The organism is Xenorhabdus khoisanae, from assembly GCF_001037465.1.
Lineage (GTDB): Bacteria > Pseudomonadota > Gammaproteobacteria > Enterobacterales > Enterobacteriaceae > Xenorhabdus > Xenorhabdus khoisanae.
The window spans coordinates 1-20,670 of the sequence record NZ_LFCV01000129.1; the positions used below are offsets into that span (position 1 = coordinate 1).

The 20,670-nt window shown below is 41.8% G+C and carries 19 protein-coding genes and 2 pseudogenes; 11 read left to right on the forward strand and 10 right to left on the reverse strand.

The annotated features are described in order from the left end of the window. Nucleotides 1–228 precede the first annotated feature (228 nt). Nucleotides 229–1,246: pseudogene (locus tag AB204_RS16630) on the reverse strand (IS110 family RNA-guided transposase). A gap of 211 nt (nucleotides 1,247–1,457) precedes the next feature. Between AB204_RS16630 and AB204_RS16635 the strand changes: the two are divergent. Next, on the forward strand, nucleotides 1,458–2,153 hold the full coding sequence (locus tag AB204_RS16635; RefSeq protein WP_047964495.1) for an aspartate/glutamate racemase family protein: 696 nt from the start codon (nucleotides 1,458–1,460) through the stop codon (nucleotides 2,151–2,153). Nucleotides 2,154–2,464: 311 nt separating this feature from the next. On the opposite strand, the gene AB204_RS16640 is transcribed toward AB204_RS16635, so the two are convergent. After that, nucleotides 2,465–2,677 (reverse strand): hypothetical protein, encoded by a 213-nt coding sequence (locus AB204_RS16640; RefSeq protein ID WP_047964496.1) that lies wholly within the window; start codon nucleotides 2,675–2,677, stop codon nucleotides 2,465–2,467. Nucleotides 2,678–2,895: 218 nt separating this feature from the next. Here AB204_RS16640 and AB204_RS22855 point away from each other — a divergent pair, with 218 nt between their 5' ends. From AB204_RS22855 to AB204_RS16675, 9 genes and pseudogenes are all read left to right on the forward strand, one after another. Then, nucleotides 2,896–3,045, forward strand: a complete 150-nt coding sequence (locus AB204_RS22855) for a hypothetical protein (protein WP_161796577.1) — start codon at nucleotides 2,896–2,898, stop codon at nucleotides 3,043–3,045. Between the two features lie 153 nt (nucleotides 3,046–3,198). Further along, a pseudogene (locus AB204_RS16645) lies at nucleotides 3,199–3,711 on the forward strand (phage tail tape measure protein); the annotation flags it as partial. Between the two features lie 326 nt (nucleotides 3,712–4,037). After that, complete coding sequence (locus AB204_RS22510) at nucleotides 4,038–4,295, forward strand: hypothetical protein (RefSeq protein WP_152671559.1); 258 nt, start codon at nucleotides 4,038–4,040, stop codon at nucleotides 4,293–4,295. Between the two features lie 159 nt (nucleotides 4,296–4,454). Then, complete coding sequence (locus AB204_RS16650) at nucleotides 4,455–5,339, forward strand: DNA translocase FtsK (RefSeq protein WP_161796578.1); 885 nt, start codon at nucleotides 4,455–4,457, stop codon at nucleotides 5,337–5,339. A gap of 114 nt (nucleotides 5,340–5,453) precedes the next feature. Next, the gene (locus tag AB204_RS16655; RefSeq protein WP_047964499.1) at nucleotides 5,454–5,876 is read left to right on the forward strand and encodes a hypothetical protein; all 423 of its coding nucleotides are present in this window, start codon (nucleotides 5,454–5,456) and stop codon (nucleotides 5,874–5,876) included. Between the two features lie 133 nt (nucleotides 5,877–6,009). Beyond that, a complete protein-coding gene (locus AB204_RS16660) occupies nucleotides 6,010–6,321 on the forward strand; it encodes a type II toxin-antitoxin system RelE/ParE family toxin (protein WP_047964512.1) in 312 nt (103 codons plus the stop codon). 2 nt (nucleotides 6,322–6,323) lie between these two features. Beyond that, nucleotides 6,324–6,614, forward strand: a complete 291-nt coding sequence (nadS, locus tag AB204_RS16665) for a NadS family protein (protein WP_047964500.1) — start codon at nucleotides 6,324–6,326, stop codon at nucleotides 6,612–6,614. A gap of 526 nt (nucleotides 6,615–7,140) precedes the next feature. After that, nucleotides 7,141–7,620, forward strand: a complete 480-nt coding sequence (locus tag AB204_RS16670; RefSeq protein WP_047964501.1) for a C40 family peptidase — start codon at nucleotides 7,141–7,143, stop codon at nucleotides 7,618–7,620. Nucleotides 7,621–7,695: 75 nt separating this feature from the next. Then, nucleotides 7,696–8,712, forward strand: a complete 1,017-nt coding sequence (locus AB204_RS16675) for a lipoate--protein ligase A (RefSeq protein ID WP_047964502.1) — start codon at nucleotides 7,696–7,698, stop codon at nucleotides 8,710–8,712. A gap of 79 nt (nucleotides 8,713–8,791) precedes the next feature. Here the strand turns inward: AB204_RS16675 and AB204_RS16680 are convergent, their stop codons facing one another. From AB204_RS16680 to ppsR, 8 genes are all read right to left on the reverse strand, one after another. Beyond that, nucleotides 8,792–9,157, reverse strand: a complete 366-nt coding sequence (locus AB204_RS16680; RefSeq protein WP_047964503.1) for a helix-turn-helix domain-containing protein — start codon at nucleotides 9,155–9,157, stop codon at nucleotides 8,792–8,794. Nucleotides 9,158–9,434: 277 nt separating this feature from the next. Beyond that, nucleotides 9,435–10,229 (reverse strand): heme ABC transporter ATP-binding protein, encoded by a 795-nt coding sequence (locus tag AB204_RS16685; RefSeq protein ID WP_047964504.1) that lies wholly within the window; start codon nucleotides 10,227–10,229, stop codon nucleotides 9,435–9,437. Further along, complete coding sequence (locus AB204_RS16690; protein WP_047964505.1) at nucleotides 10,229–11,230, reverse strand: FecCD family ABC transporter permease; 1,002 nt, start codon at nucleotides 11,228–11,230, stop codon at nucleotides 10,229–10,231. Before AB204_RS16690 ends, AB204_RS16685 begins: the two co-directional genes overlap by 1 nt. Further along, nucleotides 11,227–12,045: a heme/hemin ABC transporter substrate-binding protein gene (locus AB204_RS16695; RefSeq protein WP_047964506.1), complete on the reverse strand. Its 819-nt coding sequence runs from the start codon at nucleotides 12,043–12,045 to the stop codon at nucleotides 11,227–11,229. Before AB204_RS16695 ends, AB204_RS16690 begins: the two co-directional genes overlap by 4 nt. Then, nucleotides 12,042–13,115, reverse strand: a complete 1,074-nt coding sequence (locus AB204_RS16700; protein WP_047964507.1) for a hemin-degrading factor — start codon at nucleotides 13,113–13,115, stop codon at nucleotides 12,042–12,044. Before AB204_RS16700 ends, AB204_RS16695 begins: the two co-directional genes overlap by 4 nt. 74 nt (nucleotides 13,116–13,189) lie before the next feature. Further along, complete coding sequence (locus AB204_RS16705) at nucleotides 13,190–15,235, reverse strand: TonB-dependent hemoglobin/transferrin/lactoferrin family receptor (RefSeq protein ID WP_047964508.1); 2,046 nt, start codon at nucleotides 15,233–15,235, stop codon at nucleotides 13,190–13,192. A gap of 477 nt (nucleotides 15,236–15,712) precedes the next feature. Beyond that, entirely contained in the window at nucleotides 15,713–16,759 is a 1,047-nt protein-coding gene (locus AB204_RS16710; protein WP_047964509.1) for a 3-deoxy-7-phosphoheptulonate synthase, read from the reverse strand. 150 nt (nucleotides 16,760–16,909) lie between these two features. Beyond that, complete coding sequence (gene ppsR / locus AB204_RS16715; RefSeq protein ID WP_047964510.1) at nucleotides 16,910–17,773, reverse strand: posphoenolpyruvate synthetase regulatory kinase/phosphorylase PpsR; 864 nt, start codon at nucleotides 17,771–17,773, stop codon at nucleotides 16,910–16,912. Nucleotides 17,774–18,029: 256 nt separating this feature from the next. On the opposite strand from ppsR, the gene ppsA reads away from it, so the two are divergent. Continuing rightward, entirely contained in the window at nucleotides 18,030–20,408 is a 2,379-nt protein-coding gene (gene ppsA / locus AB204_RS16720) for a phosphoenolpyruvate synthase (RefSeq protein WP_047964511.1), read from the forward strand. The last annotated feature ends 262 nt before the right edge of the window (nucleotides 20,409–20,670 follow it).

Below are 20,670 nucleotides of genomic sequence, written 5' to 3' on the forward strand. Positions count from 1 at the left end.
TATATGGACACCGACTTAATTCAAGTAGGTAACGTATTTTTCTGACAAAAGTAGTCGCAAACATATATTCGGCTTCAAAGAGCCCTGATGAAAATCCGCACTCTCTGCCCTCACTAGTGCAACAGCTTTATCAGGCTAAGGATCTTACCAGGTTCACAGAGAGTCGGTACTACCTGTCAGTACATCTACTTATGGACTTCAACAACATGATTAAACTAACATTTCACCTTATCGGGGAATATAAACCGATTGTTTATTAACCAATGCCCAAGCTATTCGGGCATTTTTATTGGCTAATGCTACTGCGGCTTTATTGATGCCACTACGTTCTATCAAACTTTTCAGCCAGCGCTGTAATTCATTACATTGCTCATCAGGCCGCTTGTTAAGTCGATATATGACAGAACGGGCACCATGGATCAGTATTCCCCGTAAGTAGGCATCTCCCCGTTTACTGATACCGAGTTGCCGGGTTTTTCCACCACTACTGTGTTCTTTCGGCACCAATCCCAGGTAACTGGCAAAATGGCGACCGTTCTTAAACTCTTGACTGTCTCCCAACGCTATCATCAGAGCGGAAGCGCCCAGTGGCCCAATACCCGGTAAAGTCAGTAATCGACGAATATCCTCATTTTGAGCATTCAGATGGTCAAACCGTTTATCCAGTTCATTCAGGCGCTGCTGAAGATCTTTCAGTTCAAACAGCAATTCCTGCAATAATTGACGACTCAATACGGTCAATTCATTCTCAGCATCTTCCAGATGTTCCCGTAAACATTGTGCGACCTTATGAGCCCCTTCAGGCATGGTAATGCCATATTCCAGCCCTAATCCGCGTATCTGGTTAATCAGTGCTGTTCGGTTTTTCATCAGACGCTGACGAACCCGATGTAGACACTGAATATCCTGTTGTTCTATTGTTTTTTCAGGCACATATCTCATTCCCGGCCGGCTGTCAGCTTCCACAATGGCAATCGCATCATTTTTGTCATTTTTGCTGCCCATTCTGAAAGGTGTCACGTATTGCGGGCTGATTTGTTTAACTTCATGACCAAACTGTCTGAATTGACGACTCCAGTAATTGGCACTTCCACAGGCTTCCATGACTATTCGTGAAGGTGGTTGTTGGGCAATGAAAGCGGGAAGCTTTTCACGGGATACCATTTTGTTCTGAATCGGTTTCCCAGGAGACGATATTTAACTGAAAAACTCGCTTTGCCAGATCAATTCCAATAATTTGTTCCATGGGACACCTCTTCATATTTTGCTGATATATTCAGCATGGCTCACTGAAGCCGATTTGGGGAGGAGTCCATTTCATTAGTATATGAAGACCTATGTAATAAATGTTGTCTGTAGTAGCAATTCTCAATAATAATGTCATTGTTTAATTTCTCTTTTATTAATATTAATTACAATTTACTGCAAGTTCATTTAAAGAATATTGAGGATAATGAATGAAGACAATAGGCATGCTAGGGGGAATGAGCTGGGAATCGACGGTTAGCTACTATCAAGCCGTTAATCGGGGAATCAAGGAGGAATTAAAAGGCCTCCATTCTGCCAAAATATGTTTATTCAGCGTGGATTTCGATGAAATTGAAAAATTACAAAATTCTTCTCGCTGGAATGAAGCCGCAACGTTACTAAAAACTGCAGCGAAATCCGTTGAGGCTGGTGGCGCTGACTTTTTAGTAATATGCACGAATACAATGCATAAGGTCGCCGATGATATAGAGAAATCCATTTCTATTCCCATACTTCATATCGCGGATGCAACCGCAGAAGTATTGATTGGTGATGGCATAAAGAAAGTGGGTTTATTGGGAACTCGCTTCACAATGGAAGAAGACTTCTATAAATCAAGGTTAACTAATAAATTTGGTATTGAAGTCATTGTGCCAGACGAAGAACAGAGGAATTTAGTTCATCGTGTAATTTATGATGAATTATGTGTTGGTGACATCCGACCAAACTCACGGCAGAGTTATTTGAATATAATTCAGGATCTCTATTCCAAAGGTGCTGAAGCCGTTATTTTAGGATGCACTGAAATTGGTTTGCTTGTGAGTCAATTTGATACGGATATCCCACTGTATGACACAACAGCTATACATGCTGAGAAAGCGGTGGAGTTGGCGTTGGAAAATTAAATATCATTAATATTCTTAAAAGGCCGCAATCGCGGCCTGTAAACAGTGATTAGTCACTCAGAGTTGGCAACTCGATCGGGGTCGGTCAACACCTATATCGTAGCTAAATCAATATGATAAGTTCTATTTTGGTTAATATGGTCAACACTCCGATCGGGGTTAGGCAGCACCATATACCATATTTAAATCAGTATGTTATATGTGATTTTAGTTGATGTGAGCAGCACCTCGATCGGGATTAGAGGATACCTCCATGAAAGATGAATTCGATGGTTTTATCCAACTCTCCGGTAATTCCGGTTAGTTCAAACTTACTCGTTATTGCTTCGATACTTTTTACGTAGTCTGATCCCAGCAATGACAAGACCAATGGCTAGTAAACTTTCAACTGAGTTATATAGCCAGTCCACTTCAATATCAGATGTCATCCACTTTAAAATTGATAGCGCGAGTAAAAATATCCCACCAAAGATGAATGCTAGAGGTGTTTTATCTCCGAGTGGTAATTTTTCGAATTGTGACATATTAAATCCTTATAATATTTACCGATGGTTATTTGATATAAGTTTCACATATTCGGTTATTCCGAACAACTGAATCCTGTAGCTATAAATGCTTCGGTAGTGTGAGACAGTCCGACTGAACTAAATCAGCCAATCTATTCAAGGTCGTTTAATGCGGCTTTTTTGTTTTCTGGCGAATGAATGTTTGTACCAACAGAGGGGCAGGAACGGTGAAATACATGGGAAGTAAATCGCGCATAGCGAAATATATTGCGCCATTCATCCTAGATCATTTAACGATAGATGTCGTTTATGTTGAGCCACTTGCGGGCGGCATGAACATGGTCAGTTACATTAATAACAAACACAATGGCCCTGTGATCAAATAGCGCTGAGTGCAGACCCCTTCATTCATGGAAGGGATAAACGGCTATCGGAGCGCGAAACCTCGAGGGTGAGAACTCCTAATGTTTTGACGTTCAGTGGATGCTCCGCCGTTCCCGCATAGCGGCTGGCGTAGCCAGAGGGTGGGGAGGATGTCCACCACCAAAATGCTTATGCAGATGGCTATGTTACAAGCTATGAAAGCAGCATTTAGTGGCACTTCATTTGGAGCTGCCCTTGGATTTGTTGGTGGCGGCTACACTGGCAATGGCGGTAAATATGAGCCTAAAGGCATTGTCCACGGTGGCGAGTTCGTCTTCACTAAGGAAGCAACAACGCGTCTCGGCGTGGCTAACCTATATCGATTAATGGATAGCGCCAAGAAAGGCTATGCATCCGGCGGCCATGTTGGCGGTTCTCAACCGATGACAGTCAGCACTCCAGCACCAATAATGTACGAAATGCAACCCGTGTCTGCTAGTGGAGTTTAGGTCAATCTTGGCGGCATTCATGTAGAAGGCCAACAGCAACAATCTATCGCTTCAAATATAGATGCACAGGCAGCGGAACAATCACTGACGAGAAAAATAAGGGCGGTGATAGTTCAAGAAAGCCGTGATGGTGGTGATTTGTATAAGATCATTAGAGCGGTCAGGGGTAGAAATTATTAATAAGCGAGGTATGTATGTTTTTCAAAATTGGTTCAATAATTGTTAGTCCTGAACAGGAAAATATCAGCATTCCGGTGGAAGTGTTTAAAGGCAATCCCAAAGATGGTGGGTGCTTTATTGCGGCTTGTAGTTTCCTGTTTTGCTTCATTTTGCACCATACTTTAATTAAGATTCATGTATCTGATTAAAGAGGGGATGAGGATAAAAGGTTAGTTATCTTAATTATTGGATGTGTATTTATGGCTACTGGTTGTGTTTCACCTATGACAAAACGGGAGATTGCAAACGCTAAGTATAATGAATAACCAGCTAACTATTAGGAAACATTGAAGAATATTATTGCTGGTACACTGAAAGATCCTGACTCGGAAAAATATAAATTTCATAATGCTAGACTAGCTTACACTCCGTCCACAAGGAATGTGGCTTATGTTGTCCCGGTAGAAATCAATGCTAAAAATAGCTATGGCGGTTATACAGGTTATAAAACAAGATATTACGTTTATATTGATGGAAAATATAAAGATGTGACGACAGGAGTTCACTATACAGCAGTAAAATGGGTTGATGAAGTAACAGAATAGCAACGGCCCCGCAGGGGCTTTATTTTTTAAGTAGGTTCAGTAGCCCGCAGGCCTCAGGAAACCTTGTAATACAGATCACAAACCATGCCTCTTAAGTGAGGTTTTTGGTGTTTCTTTGCTAACCTCCTCAAGGAAAATTGAATATTGCTGAGGATGGTTATGAAATCCAAATCTCTGGGGCTAGACCCATTATATTGGCAGGCTGTTGACTTTGTGGTCAAAAAAAACTGTGTATCAATAGAAGAAATCCAAAGAGAATTTGATATTGAATGGCAAAGAGCAAACAGGTTAATCAATGAGTTGGAGTTAACCGGGGTTATATCAGGCAGTGATTATGATGGTAACCGAAATGTATTTGGCTTTCCTACAAGATTAGAATGGCGTGAGGTTAGTTCAGGGAAAGATAATGAAGATTATTTTTCAAGGGATAGGTACACGAATGTTTTAAAGCTAGATAAAGGTAAGGCGGTAATTTACCAAGATTTTTACAATCGAGGCTTTTCTGAAAAACCCGAGTTTATCATTGATATTCACGATGATCTCGACAAATACAGCTCAGTGAATCTTGGTTCTGTCGATGAAAGGTTAAAACATGCTTACCTGTCATCATATTGGTCAAGAGAAACCATAGTCGCCTTCCATTATGATGAAGAAATCAGCACCTTATTCATTGATGTAGACTTGCCAGAAATAGAAGATACACCAGTCTCTAATGGCGAGCGCTTGAAAACCGCTGAGGAGTATTTTCATGATTACGCGAGGCACGTTCACGCCGTGATCCTTCGTGTATCAGGTATCGCTTTCAGAGTGTGCCCAGAAGTTCAGTTTGTTGTGACGGCTGGTTATTCACAAATATTCAATCACGATACTGGTAATGAAGATGACCGTTATTTGATTAATTCCAGACTCAATAGAGAGAAATTTGAGCGGCTACCAATCAAAAACATAGCTAAATGTGACCCCATACAATATTTGTCAGGCTTTGATGTGTTGGTTAACATGTCAAATAACAACAAGATGAATGCAATTGAGTTGAGATGGTGACATGAAGACCATCATGAACTGCACACCAAAGCTGGGCGCTAACGATTAAGGTTTTTTTTGTGATTGTCTTTAGCAATCAACTGTTATGATTGCCGCAAAAATGCGAGGGATGAGATGAAAAAACTACTAATAGCATTTGCAATGCTTGTCTTAACAGGATGCGGTGATAACTACAGTGAATATAATGGTACATACATCTGCAAAATAGGTCAGACAATTAATTCTGTGGCGGAAGAACAAGGAAGTGAGTACTCTTTCCCGCTGGTGGCAGTGAAAGCCAAGATGACTTTTAAAAATGGAGTTATGACAATTCACGGGATGAAATCAGGCGATTATGTTGGTCATGAGATGGCTATGACTGCTGCGCCAGTCACATCGGATGGCAGGAAGCTCATGTCAGAGAGAGAATTTCAATATGATGATGGTGAATACAATGAAACCTTTTTCCCTAAATACGCTATAGCTACACTTTCTGTTGGCAGCCCACGCGATGGAATAATGCAGCAGCTAACTAACTGTAAAAAAGAACAAGAATAATTTTCCCTAAAAGCCAAGAGAAGCCCCTTATGGGGCTTTTCCCCTTCTAAATCTCACTCATATATGCGTTATTGATTTGTATATTAAATGCATCTATTATCATGCTGGATATACGCCAATGGCGTACTTAGATATGATATTTATCGAGACATCTATCTTTACCGAAGATTGCAAGGAACTGTTAAGCGATGATGAATATCGTGAATTTCAGCAATACCTTGCAGACAATCCCACAGTGGGTGATGTTATCCAACACACAGGTGGACTACGTAAAGTCAGGTGGGCGTTCAGAGGTAAAGGTAAGCGTGGTGGTGTGCGTGTTATTTACTATTACAAAGTCGATGTCTCACATATCAGGCTGTTGCTGATTTACAAAAAAGGCGTCAAAGACGACCTCAGTGAATCAGAAAAGAAAGTCCTGCGTGTATTAAATGAGGAGTGGTAACAATGGACAGCAAATTATTTTCCAGACTCACTGAAAGCATGACACAGATGAACGAAATCATTAATGGCGAACGTGTTCCCTCTCGTGAAACTACCGTTGAGGCAGTGAAAGTAAAAAGCATTCGTCAGGCAACCGGATTGAGTCAGGCGGGTTTTGCTAAATTAATCTCAGTTAATGTTGGAACCCTTCGTAATTGGGAGCAAGGAAGAAGAGAACCAACAGGGCCAGCAAAAGCATTGTTAAGAGCAATAGAGAAAGATCCCGCTAATGTTCTGAAAGCTTTATCTATGTAGATGAAACAGCCCCTAACGGGGCTTTTGTAATTATTCTCACACTTTCTGATATTGCTGATAAAATAATCAATAACGCTTAGAGTTATCTCACTAATTAAATGTGATAAATGTTTAATATCGGGTGGTGTTATGGGAATTCCATTCCATAGGAATGTTTTTACTAAAGGCATTAATGGATTCAGGGTAATTCAAGGTCGCAGTGGCCTGGAGTTCACGAGAAAATTCAGACATAAAAATCGGCCTCAGACAATCATCTGAGACTGATTATGACTTATCTCAGTTTGCTTAAGCGAGCGGTATTACGTCCGCACGGGGGCGTTTTTCTATACTATAGTAAGCCATAATTGATATTCTCCTGTTTAGTCTCTCAATAGTATGGGGATATCATATAAGGTGTTCTTGGGGGTGCTATCAGGGGTGCTCATAATGGAAAAATAGCGTAAAACACCCCTAATTGCACGAAAATAAGCAAAACTGAAAGTGTATTAAATTCACGGTGATAGTAAGAAATGGCGGGTGTTTGACCATGAAATTGAGATATTTATTTTTGCTATTTAGCCTATTTCTTATTGGCTGTACTAACCCTGCTTCCAAATCTACTCCCCCTCCGTTGAGAGTTGCCCTTTCTGATCCGATAATGGTCATAGCCCAGCTAAGAGATCAACTTGAACAATGGCATAGTACACCATACCGTTACGGTGGCATGGATAGACATGGTGTTGATTGTTCTGGTTTTGTCTATCGTACTTTTTATGATCGTTTTAATATCCGGCTTCCCCGTACAACGAGTGAACAAACCAGACTAGGCACAAAGATTAGCAAAGATGATTTGATGCCGGGGGACTTGGTCTTTTTCAAGACAGGCAGTGGTGAGAGTGGCTTACATGTCGGTATTTATGATACTAACAATGAATTTATTCACGCATCTACCAGCAAAGGGGTAATCCGTTCCTCGCTTGATAATGTGTATTGGCGCCGTGTTTTCTGGCAGGCTCGCAGGATGTGATCCCACTTTCATCCCATTTTTCCGGCAACGCTTTATGATATCTTAATGTTCTGTTTTCCTTTGCCGGAGCCAAAAATGTCCACATTACGTCTGTTATTGTCAGACTCTCACGATCCTTGGTTTAATCTTGCTGTTGAAGAATGTATTTTTCGACAGATGCCGCCAAATCAGCGTGTTCTTTTCTTATGGCGTAATGATAATACTGTCGTAGTTGGGCGTGCGCAAAATCCTTGGAAAGAGTGTAATACCCGAAGAATGGAACAAGATGGCATTAAACTGGCCCGACGTAGCAGTGGCGGTGGGGCAGTTTTCCACGATTTAGGTAATACGTGTTTCACTTTTATGGCAGGTAAACCTGAATATAACAAAACTGTTTCCACGCAAATCATCCTTGAAGGGCTGAAAAAATCAGGGATTCATGCGACAGCTTCTGGTCGCAATGACCTGGTTTTACTTTCCCCTGAAGGAGAACGTAAAATCTCTGGTTCTGCGTATCGGGAAACTAAAGATCGGGGATTTCATCACGGAACTTTATTGATTAACGCAGATTTGGATCGTCTGGCCGATTACCTTAATCCCGATCCTAAAAAATTACAGGCGAAAGGTATTACGTCGGTTCGTTCCAGAGTAACAAACTTATCTGAATTATTGCCCGATATTACACATGAAAAGATTTGTAAGGGCATTATTGAGGCATTTTTTGACCATTTTGGCGAAACAGTTAAGGCGGAAATTATTTCACCGCAGGTTTTACCTGATTTACCGGGTATTAGTGATATTTTTGCTAAGCAGAGTAGTTGGGAATGGAATTTTGGTCAGGCTCCGGCGTTCAGTCACACATTAGATACACGGTTCCGTTGGGGAGGAATTGAGCTGCATGTTGATGTTGAGCATGGTGTGATCAGCCGTTGCCAGATGTTTACCGACAGTCTTGAACCTGCTCCGTTTGAATTACTGGCTGAAAAGTTAATTGGGGTATTGTACCAACCAGAGGCGGTTGGACGAGTCATTCAACAAATTAGCGAGCTATATCCCTCTTTGGATACAGAGTTACAGCAATCGTATCATTGGCTCATCAATGAATTGAAATAATCTGAAAATTTAGCGAAATGTGAAAAAAAGGGTCAACTACAGGGAAGTTGACCCTAAAGGGTGACACTTATTATAAATTTTATTCTTCACAATGTAAGAAAGTCTTAAATTCAGGTAGTTGCCCGCTTTCCCTGAACTTAGCCGGTGTAGTGTTAAAATGTTTTTTAAATATCCGGGTAAATGTAGCCTGAGAACTAAAACCATATTGCAGAGCAATATCAAGAATCGGCAAATTATCTTCACGCAAAGATCTGGCTGCTTCATGAAGACGGCGTCGACGTACGTACTGGCCTAGTGTACAGCCTTTTAATTCCTTAAAAATTCGTTGTAAATGCCATTTTGAATAGCCACTTTTATGGGCAATAGCATCTATCTTTATACCTTCTGTCCGTTGAAGTTGGCTTTCTAACCATCTGACAATATCGTTGATAACATTTTCTAACATGTTTACCTCCCACGTATGTGGGGTTTTTGCGAAAAAGATACCGATATATAAATAATTATTTATGTTATTGCGCGTGTCATTTTAAGAATTTCTTTTTTGTCGTATACGCAAAACGTGCGATTTAGGTTTAATAACCGTTATATGTTATTTGTTTCTTTTTATACCCGTCATCACGTATCCAATGTTTCAGATGCTTTTTATTTGTACATAATTGTGTGATTTTTCATTTTTTAATTTCTCTGCTTCTACTTTATTTGAGAAAGCATAATCACTCTTTTTACTGCCTGAGATAGATCTGTGGTTGATGAGTTTCAGGATGTTGGGTAACACCTAAATCAGCCTGATACCATTGCTTGAGAATATCGTCCCGCAGTACATCGTGTGGAGTGCCGGATGCGACTAATTTTCCTTTGTGTAAAAGAATAATTTTGTCAGCATAGAGTGCAGCCAAGTTCAAATCATGCAGCACACAGCAGACGGCAACAGGTTGCTGGCGTGTCAGGCGGTGAACGAGCCGTAGTGTATGTTGCTGATGATAAAGATCCAGTGCTGAAGTGGGTTCATCCAAAAAGAGACAAGATTCTGTCGGTTTTGGATGCCAAAGTTGGGCCAAAACTCTCGCTAGCTGAACCCGTTGTTGTTCTCCACCGGAAAGTTGTTGGTAATTTCTTTTTCTCAGTTCTTCGCATTCGGTCAGTGTAATAGCTTCATCAATGGCGATTTTGTTGTGGGCATTTTCATGGGGAACACGACCCATTGCAATGACTTCTTCCACACTGAAAGGAAAGGAAAGGGAACTATATTGTCGCATTACTGCGCGAATGCGTGCGAGTGGCTGAGTTGGCCAGCGGGAAATGGGAACGCCTTTCAACAGGCATTCTCCTGAGCTTGGAGGAATATAGCCAGTTAATAATCGTAACAGTGTTGATTTTCCTGCCCCATTTGGACCAATAATCGCAACAACTTCCCCAGAACGAATGGAAAGTGAAACATCCCTGATTATCTGGTGCTGGCCGATGAAATAATTTAAATTTTTAGCTTCAAGCAAGTTATCTGACATGATCGGCTCCATTATAAACGGCCTCCTGATGACTTAAGAATCAGCCATAAGAAATAGGGAGCACCAATCAAACCCGTTATCAATCCTACTGGCATTTCGGCGGGAGAAACTAATGTTCTGGCCAGTGTATCGGCGGTTAACAAAAGGCATGCCCCGCCCAGAGCTGATATTGGCAGCAACCAAGTATGATCGCCACCAAACCGCATTCTGGCAAGGTGTGGAATAACCAAACCGATAAAACCAATGACACCTGTCAGTGCAACTGAACATCCGATCAACAACGCACTCAGTAACAATAATTGATATTTAGTACGCTGGACATTGATGCCTAAATAATGCGCTTCCTCATCGCCCAATTGAAGCAAATTTAACTTTCGTGACTGGCTGAATGTCAGTATACAAACCGGAATAATGAAGGATGCGGCAATTATCAGCGTTGGCCATTGAATTTGGCTCAACGAACCCATCATCCAAATGGAAAACTGGCGCAATTGTTGATCGTTACTGATATAACTTAATACACCAATAAATGCCATGCACAGTGCATTAATAGCGATACCTGCGAGTAGCAGCTTTGATAGGTTACCGTGGCTATATTTATTAAGAGAGAATATCAGGGAGGATACCAATAAGCTGCCGGCAAAAGCCGCAATAATATGGCCGTATAGCGCAATACTGACTGGTAAAGAGAAAGGCAGGACGATAGCCATTGCTACTGTAAGTGCTGCTCCACTACTGATCCCTAATAACCCGGGGTCTGCCAGAGGGTTGCGGAATAACCCCTGCATTACGGCACCAGACACAGCCAATGCACATCCGACAAGAATTGCCAATAGAATACGTGGCAACCGAATATTCAGCCAAATTTGCCACTGTGGGTCCTCCAAAGAGGATTCCCACAGGGTTTTAAAAGAAAGTGGCAATGCCCCCATATTGGCTGAGCTGATTGCTAGAAAAAATAACAATAAACCCAGTATCATCAAACCAAGACTAGGGGATTGAGAACGACTCATTGCACTTTCTCCGCAGCTTCACGGACTTGTTTCATCACGGCAGGAGTTTGCAGACCAAATCCAAGCAGGCCCATTTCATCAACAACAACGATCTGTTTTTTCTTACCTGCTGGTGTGAAATTTAACCCGGGAAGCTGCCAAACTTTATCCATACCGCCTAAAGTCTTCAATCCTTCTGTGCTGATCAGTAACAAATCTGGCTTGCTGGCGATAACACCTTCTTGAGACAGAGGACGATATCCTTGAATTCCTTGCATTGCATTCTTTGCACCAATTGCTCGAATGATCTGATCTGCAGCGGTTTTTTGACCGGCAGCCATTGGCATAATGCCACCGTGACTCATGACAAAAATGACTTTAGTGGGAATATCTGATGTGGCGATGTTTGCTAATTGTTGCCGGTATTGGGCAATCAATGCTTCACCGTGTTTTTCCTGATTGACCGCCTTAGCGACGGTCATGATTTTTTCAGGAACGGCTTCTAACGAGGTTTCGCTGGTCACTTTAATAACTTTTACACCGGAATCTTCGACTTGCTTGAGTGCCAGAGATGGTTGAGCCGATTCACTGGCGATCACCAATGATGGGCGCATAGACAAAATCCCTTCTGAATTCAGCATCCTCATATACCCTACATCGGGTAGAGAGAGTAATGCTTTGGGATTTTGGCTGGTACTGTCCCTTGCGACAACATGCTTTCCTTCGCCAAGTGCAAAAACAATTTCAGACACATCGCCACCAATTGTAACAATGCGCTCAGCAGAGAACACATTGAAGGAGATGGCAAGCATAAATGTTAGAAGCCACTTTTTCATGCTACATAAGTTTCCTGTTCTGGTTGCAGTTTAGGCAGAACAGCAATTTGTTCACGCCATTTAGCTTGCTCTGGGGTACCTTCGGTGCGTTGACCGTACAACTGTGCGATTTGATTTCCAGTGGCATCAAATAACTCAAGGCTGGTGACAAAACCATTATCTGTTGGTTTACGGGTAACCCAGCTTTCAGCAATGGCACTTTCAATCAGGTGCAGAGTGAAATTATGGTTGAAAATATTGAGCCATTTTTGAGAGGAATTTTCTTCCTGATAAGGCACCAAACGCTCCAGTTTGCCGGTAAAAATCTGAACACAGCCACGGTTTCCGACAAAGATCATGATTTCGTTCTGATCGTTATAGGCAATTTCAACAATCTGGTTTAATGCTGAATTATCAACGCGATATGCCAAATCATCACTGACTGCATTGAAAATTTGCTGGCGGTTCAGATTATGGCGTTTCATCATGATGAAGAATTGATGAACATCAGTCATCGCTCGCCATTCTTCATCTAATTGTGCACGTAATTGCTCAGTGACTTCTGCATGTTCAGGTGCTTTTTCTGGCTGAATCTCCAGCGCCGGATTTTCATTGGACTGATATTTTTCGATCAAAGCATCCCACGCAGCCATATCAGTATTACTGGTGGTATAGACCTTATGCAATGCGTCACCTTGGCGATCAAAGAATTGAATGCTGTGACGCATACCATTCTTGGCAGGCTCAACCAAAGAGAAAATACTATTCCAGTGTTCGAAGAACAAACGCAGGTCAAGTTCACGTGGGTTGAGGATCAAACCAACGTGTGGGCTGAATTTGGTATTTTCGTAACGACCAATATGCTCATGAACGGCGAAGTCATTACGGGTAATTGCCTTGGTTTCGCCAACTGTCGCCAGTTCCTGAAGTAAGGTTGGAGCATCAATATTCAAACGTTTTGCGTCAATACCGACACGGCTCTGCAATAACTCTCCTTCGCTGACATTGAGGTAAGCCGCGAGGTCACGTGCATATTTAGCTTTGTTATCTGCTTTGGCTTGTTGGTAACGTTCATAAAGTGATTGATTCACAGTTGCTGACTCCTTAAAAAATGGCGTTAAAAATACATTTCATTTTAAAAATTAATGGCATGGTCTATTACTATTTACCATTGGTAACTGACGAACAGTTTGGCATTGCGACCCGTTTGTGGTGTACCCAAAGATGAGTAATAAGCTTTATCGAAAGCATTACCCAGTACGACAGAAGTCGTTAGCCCTTTTAATGTGCCATCACCGTGATAGCTGACATAGAAATCATTGACGCCATAGCCTGCGTGTTGAGAAATTTTCTGACCGTATTCATCTTTATTCGTGCCATATACACCTTTGAATTGGGTATGTTGGGCAAACTTACCGATCCAACCGATGGAAAAACCTGTATTAGATAGTGGAATGTCTAATGTGCTGGTTAGGTTGTCAGGGTTTAGGGTACCTATGGATGCTCCGGTTTCTTCATTTTTGCCTGTTGTACGGTTGTAAGCGAGATTCCAGGAGAACCAATCAGAATCATATGTCATGGAAACATCCCAACCCCAGATTTTAGATTTTGGGATATTAATTGATTTCGTAAAGCCATCCATAATTGATTTCGAAGCGCCTTCTCCAATAGTAAACGAGATGTAGTCTTTCGCTTTCGTATCAAAATAGCTGGCCTTAAATTTCAGACCATCACTATCGGTAAACAGCTCATCGAAACGAAGCCCGAAACCATATTCCAGAGTTTGATTACTTTCAGGACGTAGATTTGGGGAGGGTATCCAGTAGTTTTTAACAAAATGTCGGGAATCGTTATACATTTCGCCCATACTTGGCGCACGGAATGCCTGAGAATAGGAAGCAAACATCATCAGCCAATCGGCTGGAGTAATGCTAATGGCACCTTTTGATGACCATTTGTCGGCACTGATATCGTCATATTTGTTATTTGAAGACTTATAATTGTCATAACGCGTACCCGCAATAAACGAAACAGGTAACTCCCGTAAAGTCATTTCGTCCTGAATCCAGCCGGATGCAAAACGAATATTGGCATTGGGAAAACCTACAACAATATCACTGCTTGGCTTTTGTCTTTGCTTATAGATTTCGCCACCATAGGTAAATTGATGCGCTGCAAAAGCAGTGTTTGGCAAATGGGAGCGGTTTTCAAGTTTTATACCGTAAGTTGCTTGTTTGCGGCCTTCAAAACTTTTGTCTTTATTTTTGGTATTAATATTTACATCGGAATAATAAATATCCGCTCTGGTGTTTAACCAGTTGTAGTCTGATGGATTCAGTTGATAAGTCAGATGTGCATCACGTTGTGCTGTGGTGCGGTCTACCTTTTGGTTTCTACTATGATCGTTAGGTTCTTGTGGATTTTTGGGCTCATGTGCTTCATTACGGTAATAACGTAAGTCACCGCTGAGTGTCTGGCTGTCAGTTATTTTCCAGGAGCCTTTTGCCAGAATATTACCAATGGTTTCATCGTTACGGCCTTGCGTGCCATCTCCGTAGCGGATATTGCCTACATCGCGGGTACCAAATGCCAATAATCCATCGAGTTGTTCTGTTTTACCAAATGCGGTACCACCAAATCCCAGACTGTGATCCCCTGTGCCTGCGCGGTTAAAAACGCGAAAACCTGTGTTTTTACCTTCTTCTAATAAATCAGCTGCATCTACTGTTTGGTAGGCAATAACACCACCGAGAGCACCACTACCATATAATAGAGCCGATGGGCCACGAACGATTTCGACTTGCTTAATCAGTGCCGGATCAAGGAATACGCCATTAAGATGCCCGGTATCGGTTCCTTGTCGGATACCGTCCACAAGGGTGAGAACACCTTTCTGAGAGTAACCTCTCATATTGATATCTTGTCCATTGGCGCGTCCGGAGCCAGTAATTTCAATTCCCGGAATTTTGTTCAGTAAATCATTTGCATTGCCTGCAACTTTGCTACTGGCTGAATTACCATCAATGACCGTAACCATCATCGGAGCCTCAAAACTGTCACGCTGATTACCTGTGGCGTAAACAGTTAAAGTGTCTTTGGATGATTTGTTTTTTTCAGAAACTACTGTCGCTGCATTCGCTGAAGATAAATTTGCGAAGATAGCTACAGTTAATGCAGACAATCTTAGGCTGGGCGATTTAATTAGGGTCATGCAGGTCAATCTCCGTGCTTAAATAGCGTTTTATAAATTAAAACGAAAGAACGCTACCTTGCTGATATTTAAAAGGTGATCTTGCTAAAAATTTTGCTATGTCAGAATAAATTTGCTGCATTTGGTCGAATATGTTGAGGTAATCTGTTTTTTTTGTAAATTTTCATGGCATACAATTTTTCCGATGGTGGTTGGTCATCGGTACAATCGCGCTTTACAGAATCGTTGGATAGATCAGGAAGAATCTGCTGTTGCAGGAGGTTAGTGTAGCAATGTTGGCGATACGCTAATTTTTCCATAACCAAATTTGAACAATAATTATTCTAATATTGAGAATAATTATCGTTTCAATAGAGGTTAACTTCAAGTTATTTTTTTTATACCTATGTTAAATGGTTAATTAGTTGATTTTTATCATTTTTTATGGATTTATCTGGCTCCGGCAGTAACAAACAGGAGCCAGAATAGGGAAAGTATTCAGGAACAATTTTCAACGGCATTGGCAAGGATACTGATAAATTGTTCGGTATCCTGCCAGCCAAGGCATGGATCGGTAATGGATTGTCCGTAGGTCAACGGTTCCCCCTGAACCACTTTTTGTGTACCTTCCACCAAAAAGCTTTCAGCCATGATGCCGGCAATGGCAGTTGAACCAGCTTGAATCTGTTCTCCAATATTTTTTGCGACATCTAATTGACGGCGATGGATTTTATGACAATTAGCGTGGCTGCAATCCACAATCAAACGTTCGGGTAAGTTAAATTCACGTAATTTATGGCAGGTTGCTGCAATATCTTCCGCACTATAATTCGGTTTTTTTCCGCCACGCATAATAATGTGCCCATAGGGGTTTCCACTGGTTTGATAAATAGTCATTTGACCATTTTTGTCAGGAGACAGGAACGTATGTCTGGCCCGTGCTGCACGAATGGCATCAATGGCAATAAGTGTATTGCCATCTGTCCCATTTTTAAAACCAACCGGACATGACAGGGCAGAAGCCATTTCTCTGTGGATTTGGCTTTCTGTGGTTCTGGCGCCAATAGCTCCCCAGCTAATTAAATCGGAGATGTATTGACCCGTCACCATGTCCAAAAATTCTGTGGCGGCGGGAACACCCAATTCATTGATATCAATTAATAGCTTACGGGCAAGTGAAATCCCTTCATTGACCTGATAGGAACCATCTAGCATCGGATCTGAAATTAAACCTTTCCAACCAATGACTGTTCTCGGTTTTTCGAAATAGGTTCGCATTACAATTTCCAGACTGTGCTGGTATTTTTCACGCAATGTGCGTAAGCGGGAGGCATAATCAAGAGCTGCATCAACATCATGGATGGAGCAGGGGCCAATGATGACCAGTAAACGCTGATCATCTCCTGTCAGAATGGACTCGATACGTTTTCGTGACAATGTCACATTTTGCAACGTCTTTTCTGATATAGGGTATCGTTCGGCAAGCGCTTTAGGTGTGATAAGGCTGTCAATACGGCGGGTTCTTAACTCATCTGTTTTGTACATATACTTTCTCGAATTTTCCTTCATATTGAGACAGTGTCTGGAATGACAGAAATCACAATAACTCAACTTTCAGCAAATTCAACAGACAATAATGTTATTTGAGCGAGAAAGTGCCGTGAATAAATATTGTGAAACATGCGGGTATCGGAATCAGAACATACGGCGTTTCAATCCCATACTATCAATAATCTTGGTTGAAATTTCTTCGACAGAATAATTGGTGGTATTCAAATAATTAATCTTGTTTTTACGAAATAGTGCTTCAACTTCAGCAATTTCTACGCGGCATTGGCGTAATGAAGCATAACGGCTATTTTCTCTTCGTTCTTCTCGAATGGCTGCAAGCCTTTCTGGGCTGATAGTCAGGCCGAACAATTTATGCTGAAAGGATTTTAAATCAGGGGGTAACTGTAAGTTATCCATATCATCCGCAGTGAAAGGATAGTTTGCGGCCTGAATACCAAATTGCATGGCAAGATAGAGGCTGGTCGGTGTTTTCCCACAACGGGATACGCCGAGAATGATCACTTGGGCTTGATCAAGGTTGCGTAATGAAACGCCATCATCATGAGCAAGAGCATAATCAACCGCTGCAATACGGGCATCATATTGACTCAGATTTTTTTTGGATAATCCATGGGTCCGATGTAATTCTGGTTTTGGAGCTATACCTATTTCTTGTTGTAATGGTGCAACCAGTGTCTGGACAATATCCTGACAAAACCCATCGCTACGGGTAATAATGCTTTTTACTTCATCTGAAATGATGGAATAAAAAACCAATGGCCTGATTTGCGTTTGCTGATATATCGCATTTATTTGATCTCTGATTTCTTCGGCCCGATTTTTGCTCGTCACGAAAGGTAGGGTATAGGAGGTAATAGTAATTGGAAATTGAGATAAGACGGCATGGCCTAATACTTCTGCGGTAATTGCTGTCCCATCCGAAATAAAAAATACGCTGCGTTCCGATTCTTCATTTTCTGATGCTTGGGGGAGGTAAGTTTCTATCATTGTTTCTTTCTTTTATTGTTAGATTGCTATTGTTAGTTATCGGACTTTATTAAGTTGTTTAGCTGAATCGTTTTTATCAAGCATTATCAATACAACCACGTTTTCTGATTATACCTGTAAAAAAATAATATTGTTGGGTTGATCGATTCACCTTTCCATATATGACAAAACAATGTGCTAGGCTATTTCCTGCTGTGAAGAGCAGCCTTAATTTTTCCGATTTGTACTTCGAGAATGTAAAAAAGGATAGTTTCTAATGTCCAATAGTGGCCTCACCCCAAGCAATGTACTCTGGTATAACCAATTAGGCATGAATGACGTTAATCGGGTCGGTGGTAAAAACGCCTCTCTTGGCGAGATGATTACCAATCTGGCAGAACTTGGCGTATCTGTTCCTAATGGTTTTGCAACGACTGCACAGGCATTTAATGATTTTCTGGAACAAAGTGGTGTGAACCAGCGCATTTATCAATTGCTGGATGAAACCAATGTTGATGATGTCAATCAACTGGCCAAGACTGGCGCACAGATTCGTCAATGGGTGATTGATACGCCATTTACGGCTCAACTTGAAAAAGATATCCGTGATGCTTATCTGCAATTGTCTGAAGGCGAACCTGATGCATCTTTCGCCGTGCGTTCTTCCGCAACCGCTGAAGATATGCCGGATGCTTCTTTTGCTGGACAGCAAGAAACTTTCTTGAACGTGCAAGGCATTGATGCTGTGATGGTTGCCATCAAACATGTTTTTGCATCACTTTTCAATGATCGGGCTATCTCTTATCGCGTCCATCAGGGATATGATCACCGTGGTGTTGCGCTCTCTGCGGGCGTACAGCGGATGGTACGTTCTGATCTGGCATCATCTGGCGTGATGTTCACAATTGATACTGAATCAGGTTTTGATCAGGTTGTGTTCATTACATCGGCTTATGGTCTTGGTGAGATGGTTGTACAGGGTGCAGTGAATCCTGATGAGTTTTATGTCCATAAACCTACTTTGGAAAATAATCGTCCCGCAATAGTGCGCCGTAATCTTGGCTCTAAAAAAATTCGCATGGTTTATGCCGATAGTAAAGAGCATGGAAAACAGGTACGTACGGAAGATGTATCAAACGAGTTAAGCAATCGCTTCTCTTTGTCTGATAGTGAAGTAGAAGCGCTGGCAAGACAGGCTCTATTGATTGAAAAACATTATGGACGCCCGATGGATATCGAATGGGCAAAAGATGGACACAATGGCAAGTTATATATTGTGCAGGCGCGTCCTGAAACTGTTCGTTCAAATCAACAGGTGATGGAACGTTACCAGCTCAATGAACTGGGTAATGTGCTGGTGGAAGGCAGGGCTATTGGTCACCGTATTGGTGTTGGCACTGTCAAGGTTATTCATAATCTTGGTGAAATGGATCGCATTCAAGCGGGGGATGTGCTGGTAACGGACATGACCGATCCAGATTGGGAACCCATTATGAAAAAAGCGGCGGCCATTGTCACTAATCGTGGCGGGCGTACTTGCCATGCTGCCATTATTGCCCGTGAGTTGGGGATCCCCGCTGTTGTAGGTTGCGGAGATGCGACCGAACGCCTGAAAGAAGGCCAGCAAGTAACGGTTTCTTGTTCGGAAGGTGATACTGGTTTTGTTTATCAGAATAAATTGGATTTCAGCGTTCAGAGTTCTCAGGTTGATGAACTACCGGAATTAGATGTTAAGATCATGATGAATGTCGGCAACCCTGATCGTGCATTTGATTTCGCTTGTTTGCCGAATGAAGGGGTTGGTCTGGCGCGTTTGGAATTTATCATTAACCGAATGATTGGTGTGCATCCTCGTGCGTTACTTGAATTCTCCCGGCAGTCACCTGAATTGCAAGAGCAGATTAAAACGTTAATGCTGGGATATGATGACCCAGTTGAATTTTATGTGGGGCGATTAACTGAAGGCATTGCAACATTAGCCGCAGCATTCTGGCCGAAACGTGTGATTGTTCGTTTGTCAGATTTTAAGTCCAATGAATATGCGAACTTGGTCGGCGGAGATATGTACGAGCCGCATGAAGAAAACCCGATGTTGGGTTTCCGTGGTGCAGGGCGTTATATTTCTGACAACTTCCGCCAATGCTTCGCTCTGGAATGTGAGGCGGTCAAGCGGGTGCGCAATGTTATGGGGCTAACTAACGTTGAAGTCATGATCCCATTTGTACGTACAGTGACTCAGGCTGAAGCTGTGGTAGCTGAATTGGCATCTCAAGGTCTGAAGCGTGGTGAAAATAGTTTGAAAGTCATTATGATGTGTGAAATTCCATCAAATGCGTTATTGGCAGACCAGTTCCTTGAGTATTTTGACGGTTTTTCAATTGGTTCAAATGACATGACTCAGTTGGCCCTGGGGTTAGATCGCGACTCTGGTGTAGTATCTGAATTATTCGATGAACGTAATGATGCCGTAAAACAATTACTTTCTATGGCAATTCAAGCGGCGAAGCGTCAGGGGAAATATGTCGGTATATGTGGACAAGGCCCTTCGGATCATGAAGATTTTGCAGCATGGTTAATGAAAGAGGGAATTGACAGTTTATCGCTTAATCCAGATACGGTAGTGAAAACTTGGATTTCTTTGGCTAAAAGTAACTAGCTGAATATAATTCAGGCCTGAATTTAAAAGCCTGTCAGAATATTCGCAGGCTTTTATATTCTATGTAACATGATCTTTTTTAGTGATGATGATTAATTAATAGAAGAAAAACTGGAAAAATCCCAAAAAAAAAGCCTATCATGGGCTGACAGGCAAAGACTACACACAGCAATATATATTACTTCGTTCATCCCAGCCTATGGCGTTTATAGACGGGTAGCAATTCACTGGGAAACATTTGTTTCGATGTAAAGAATACTAA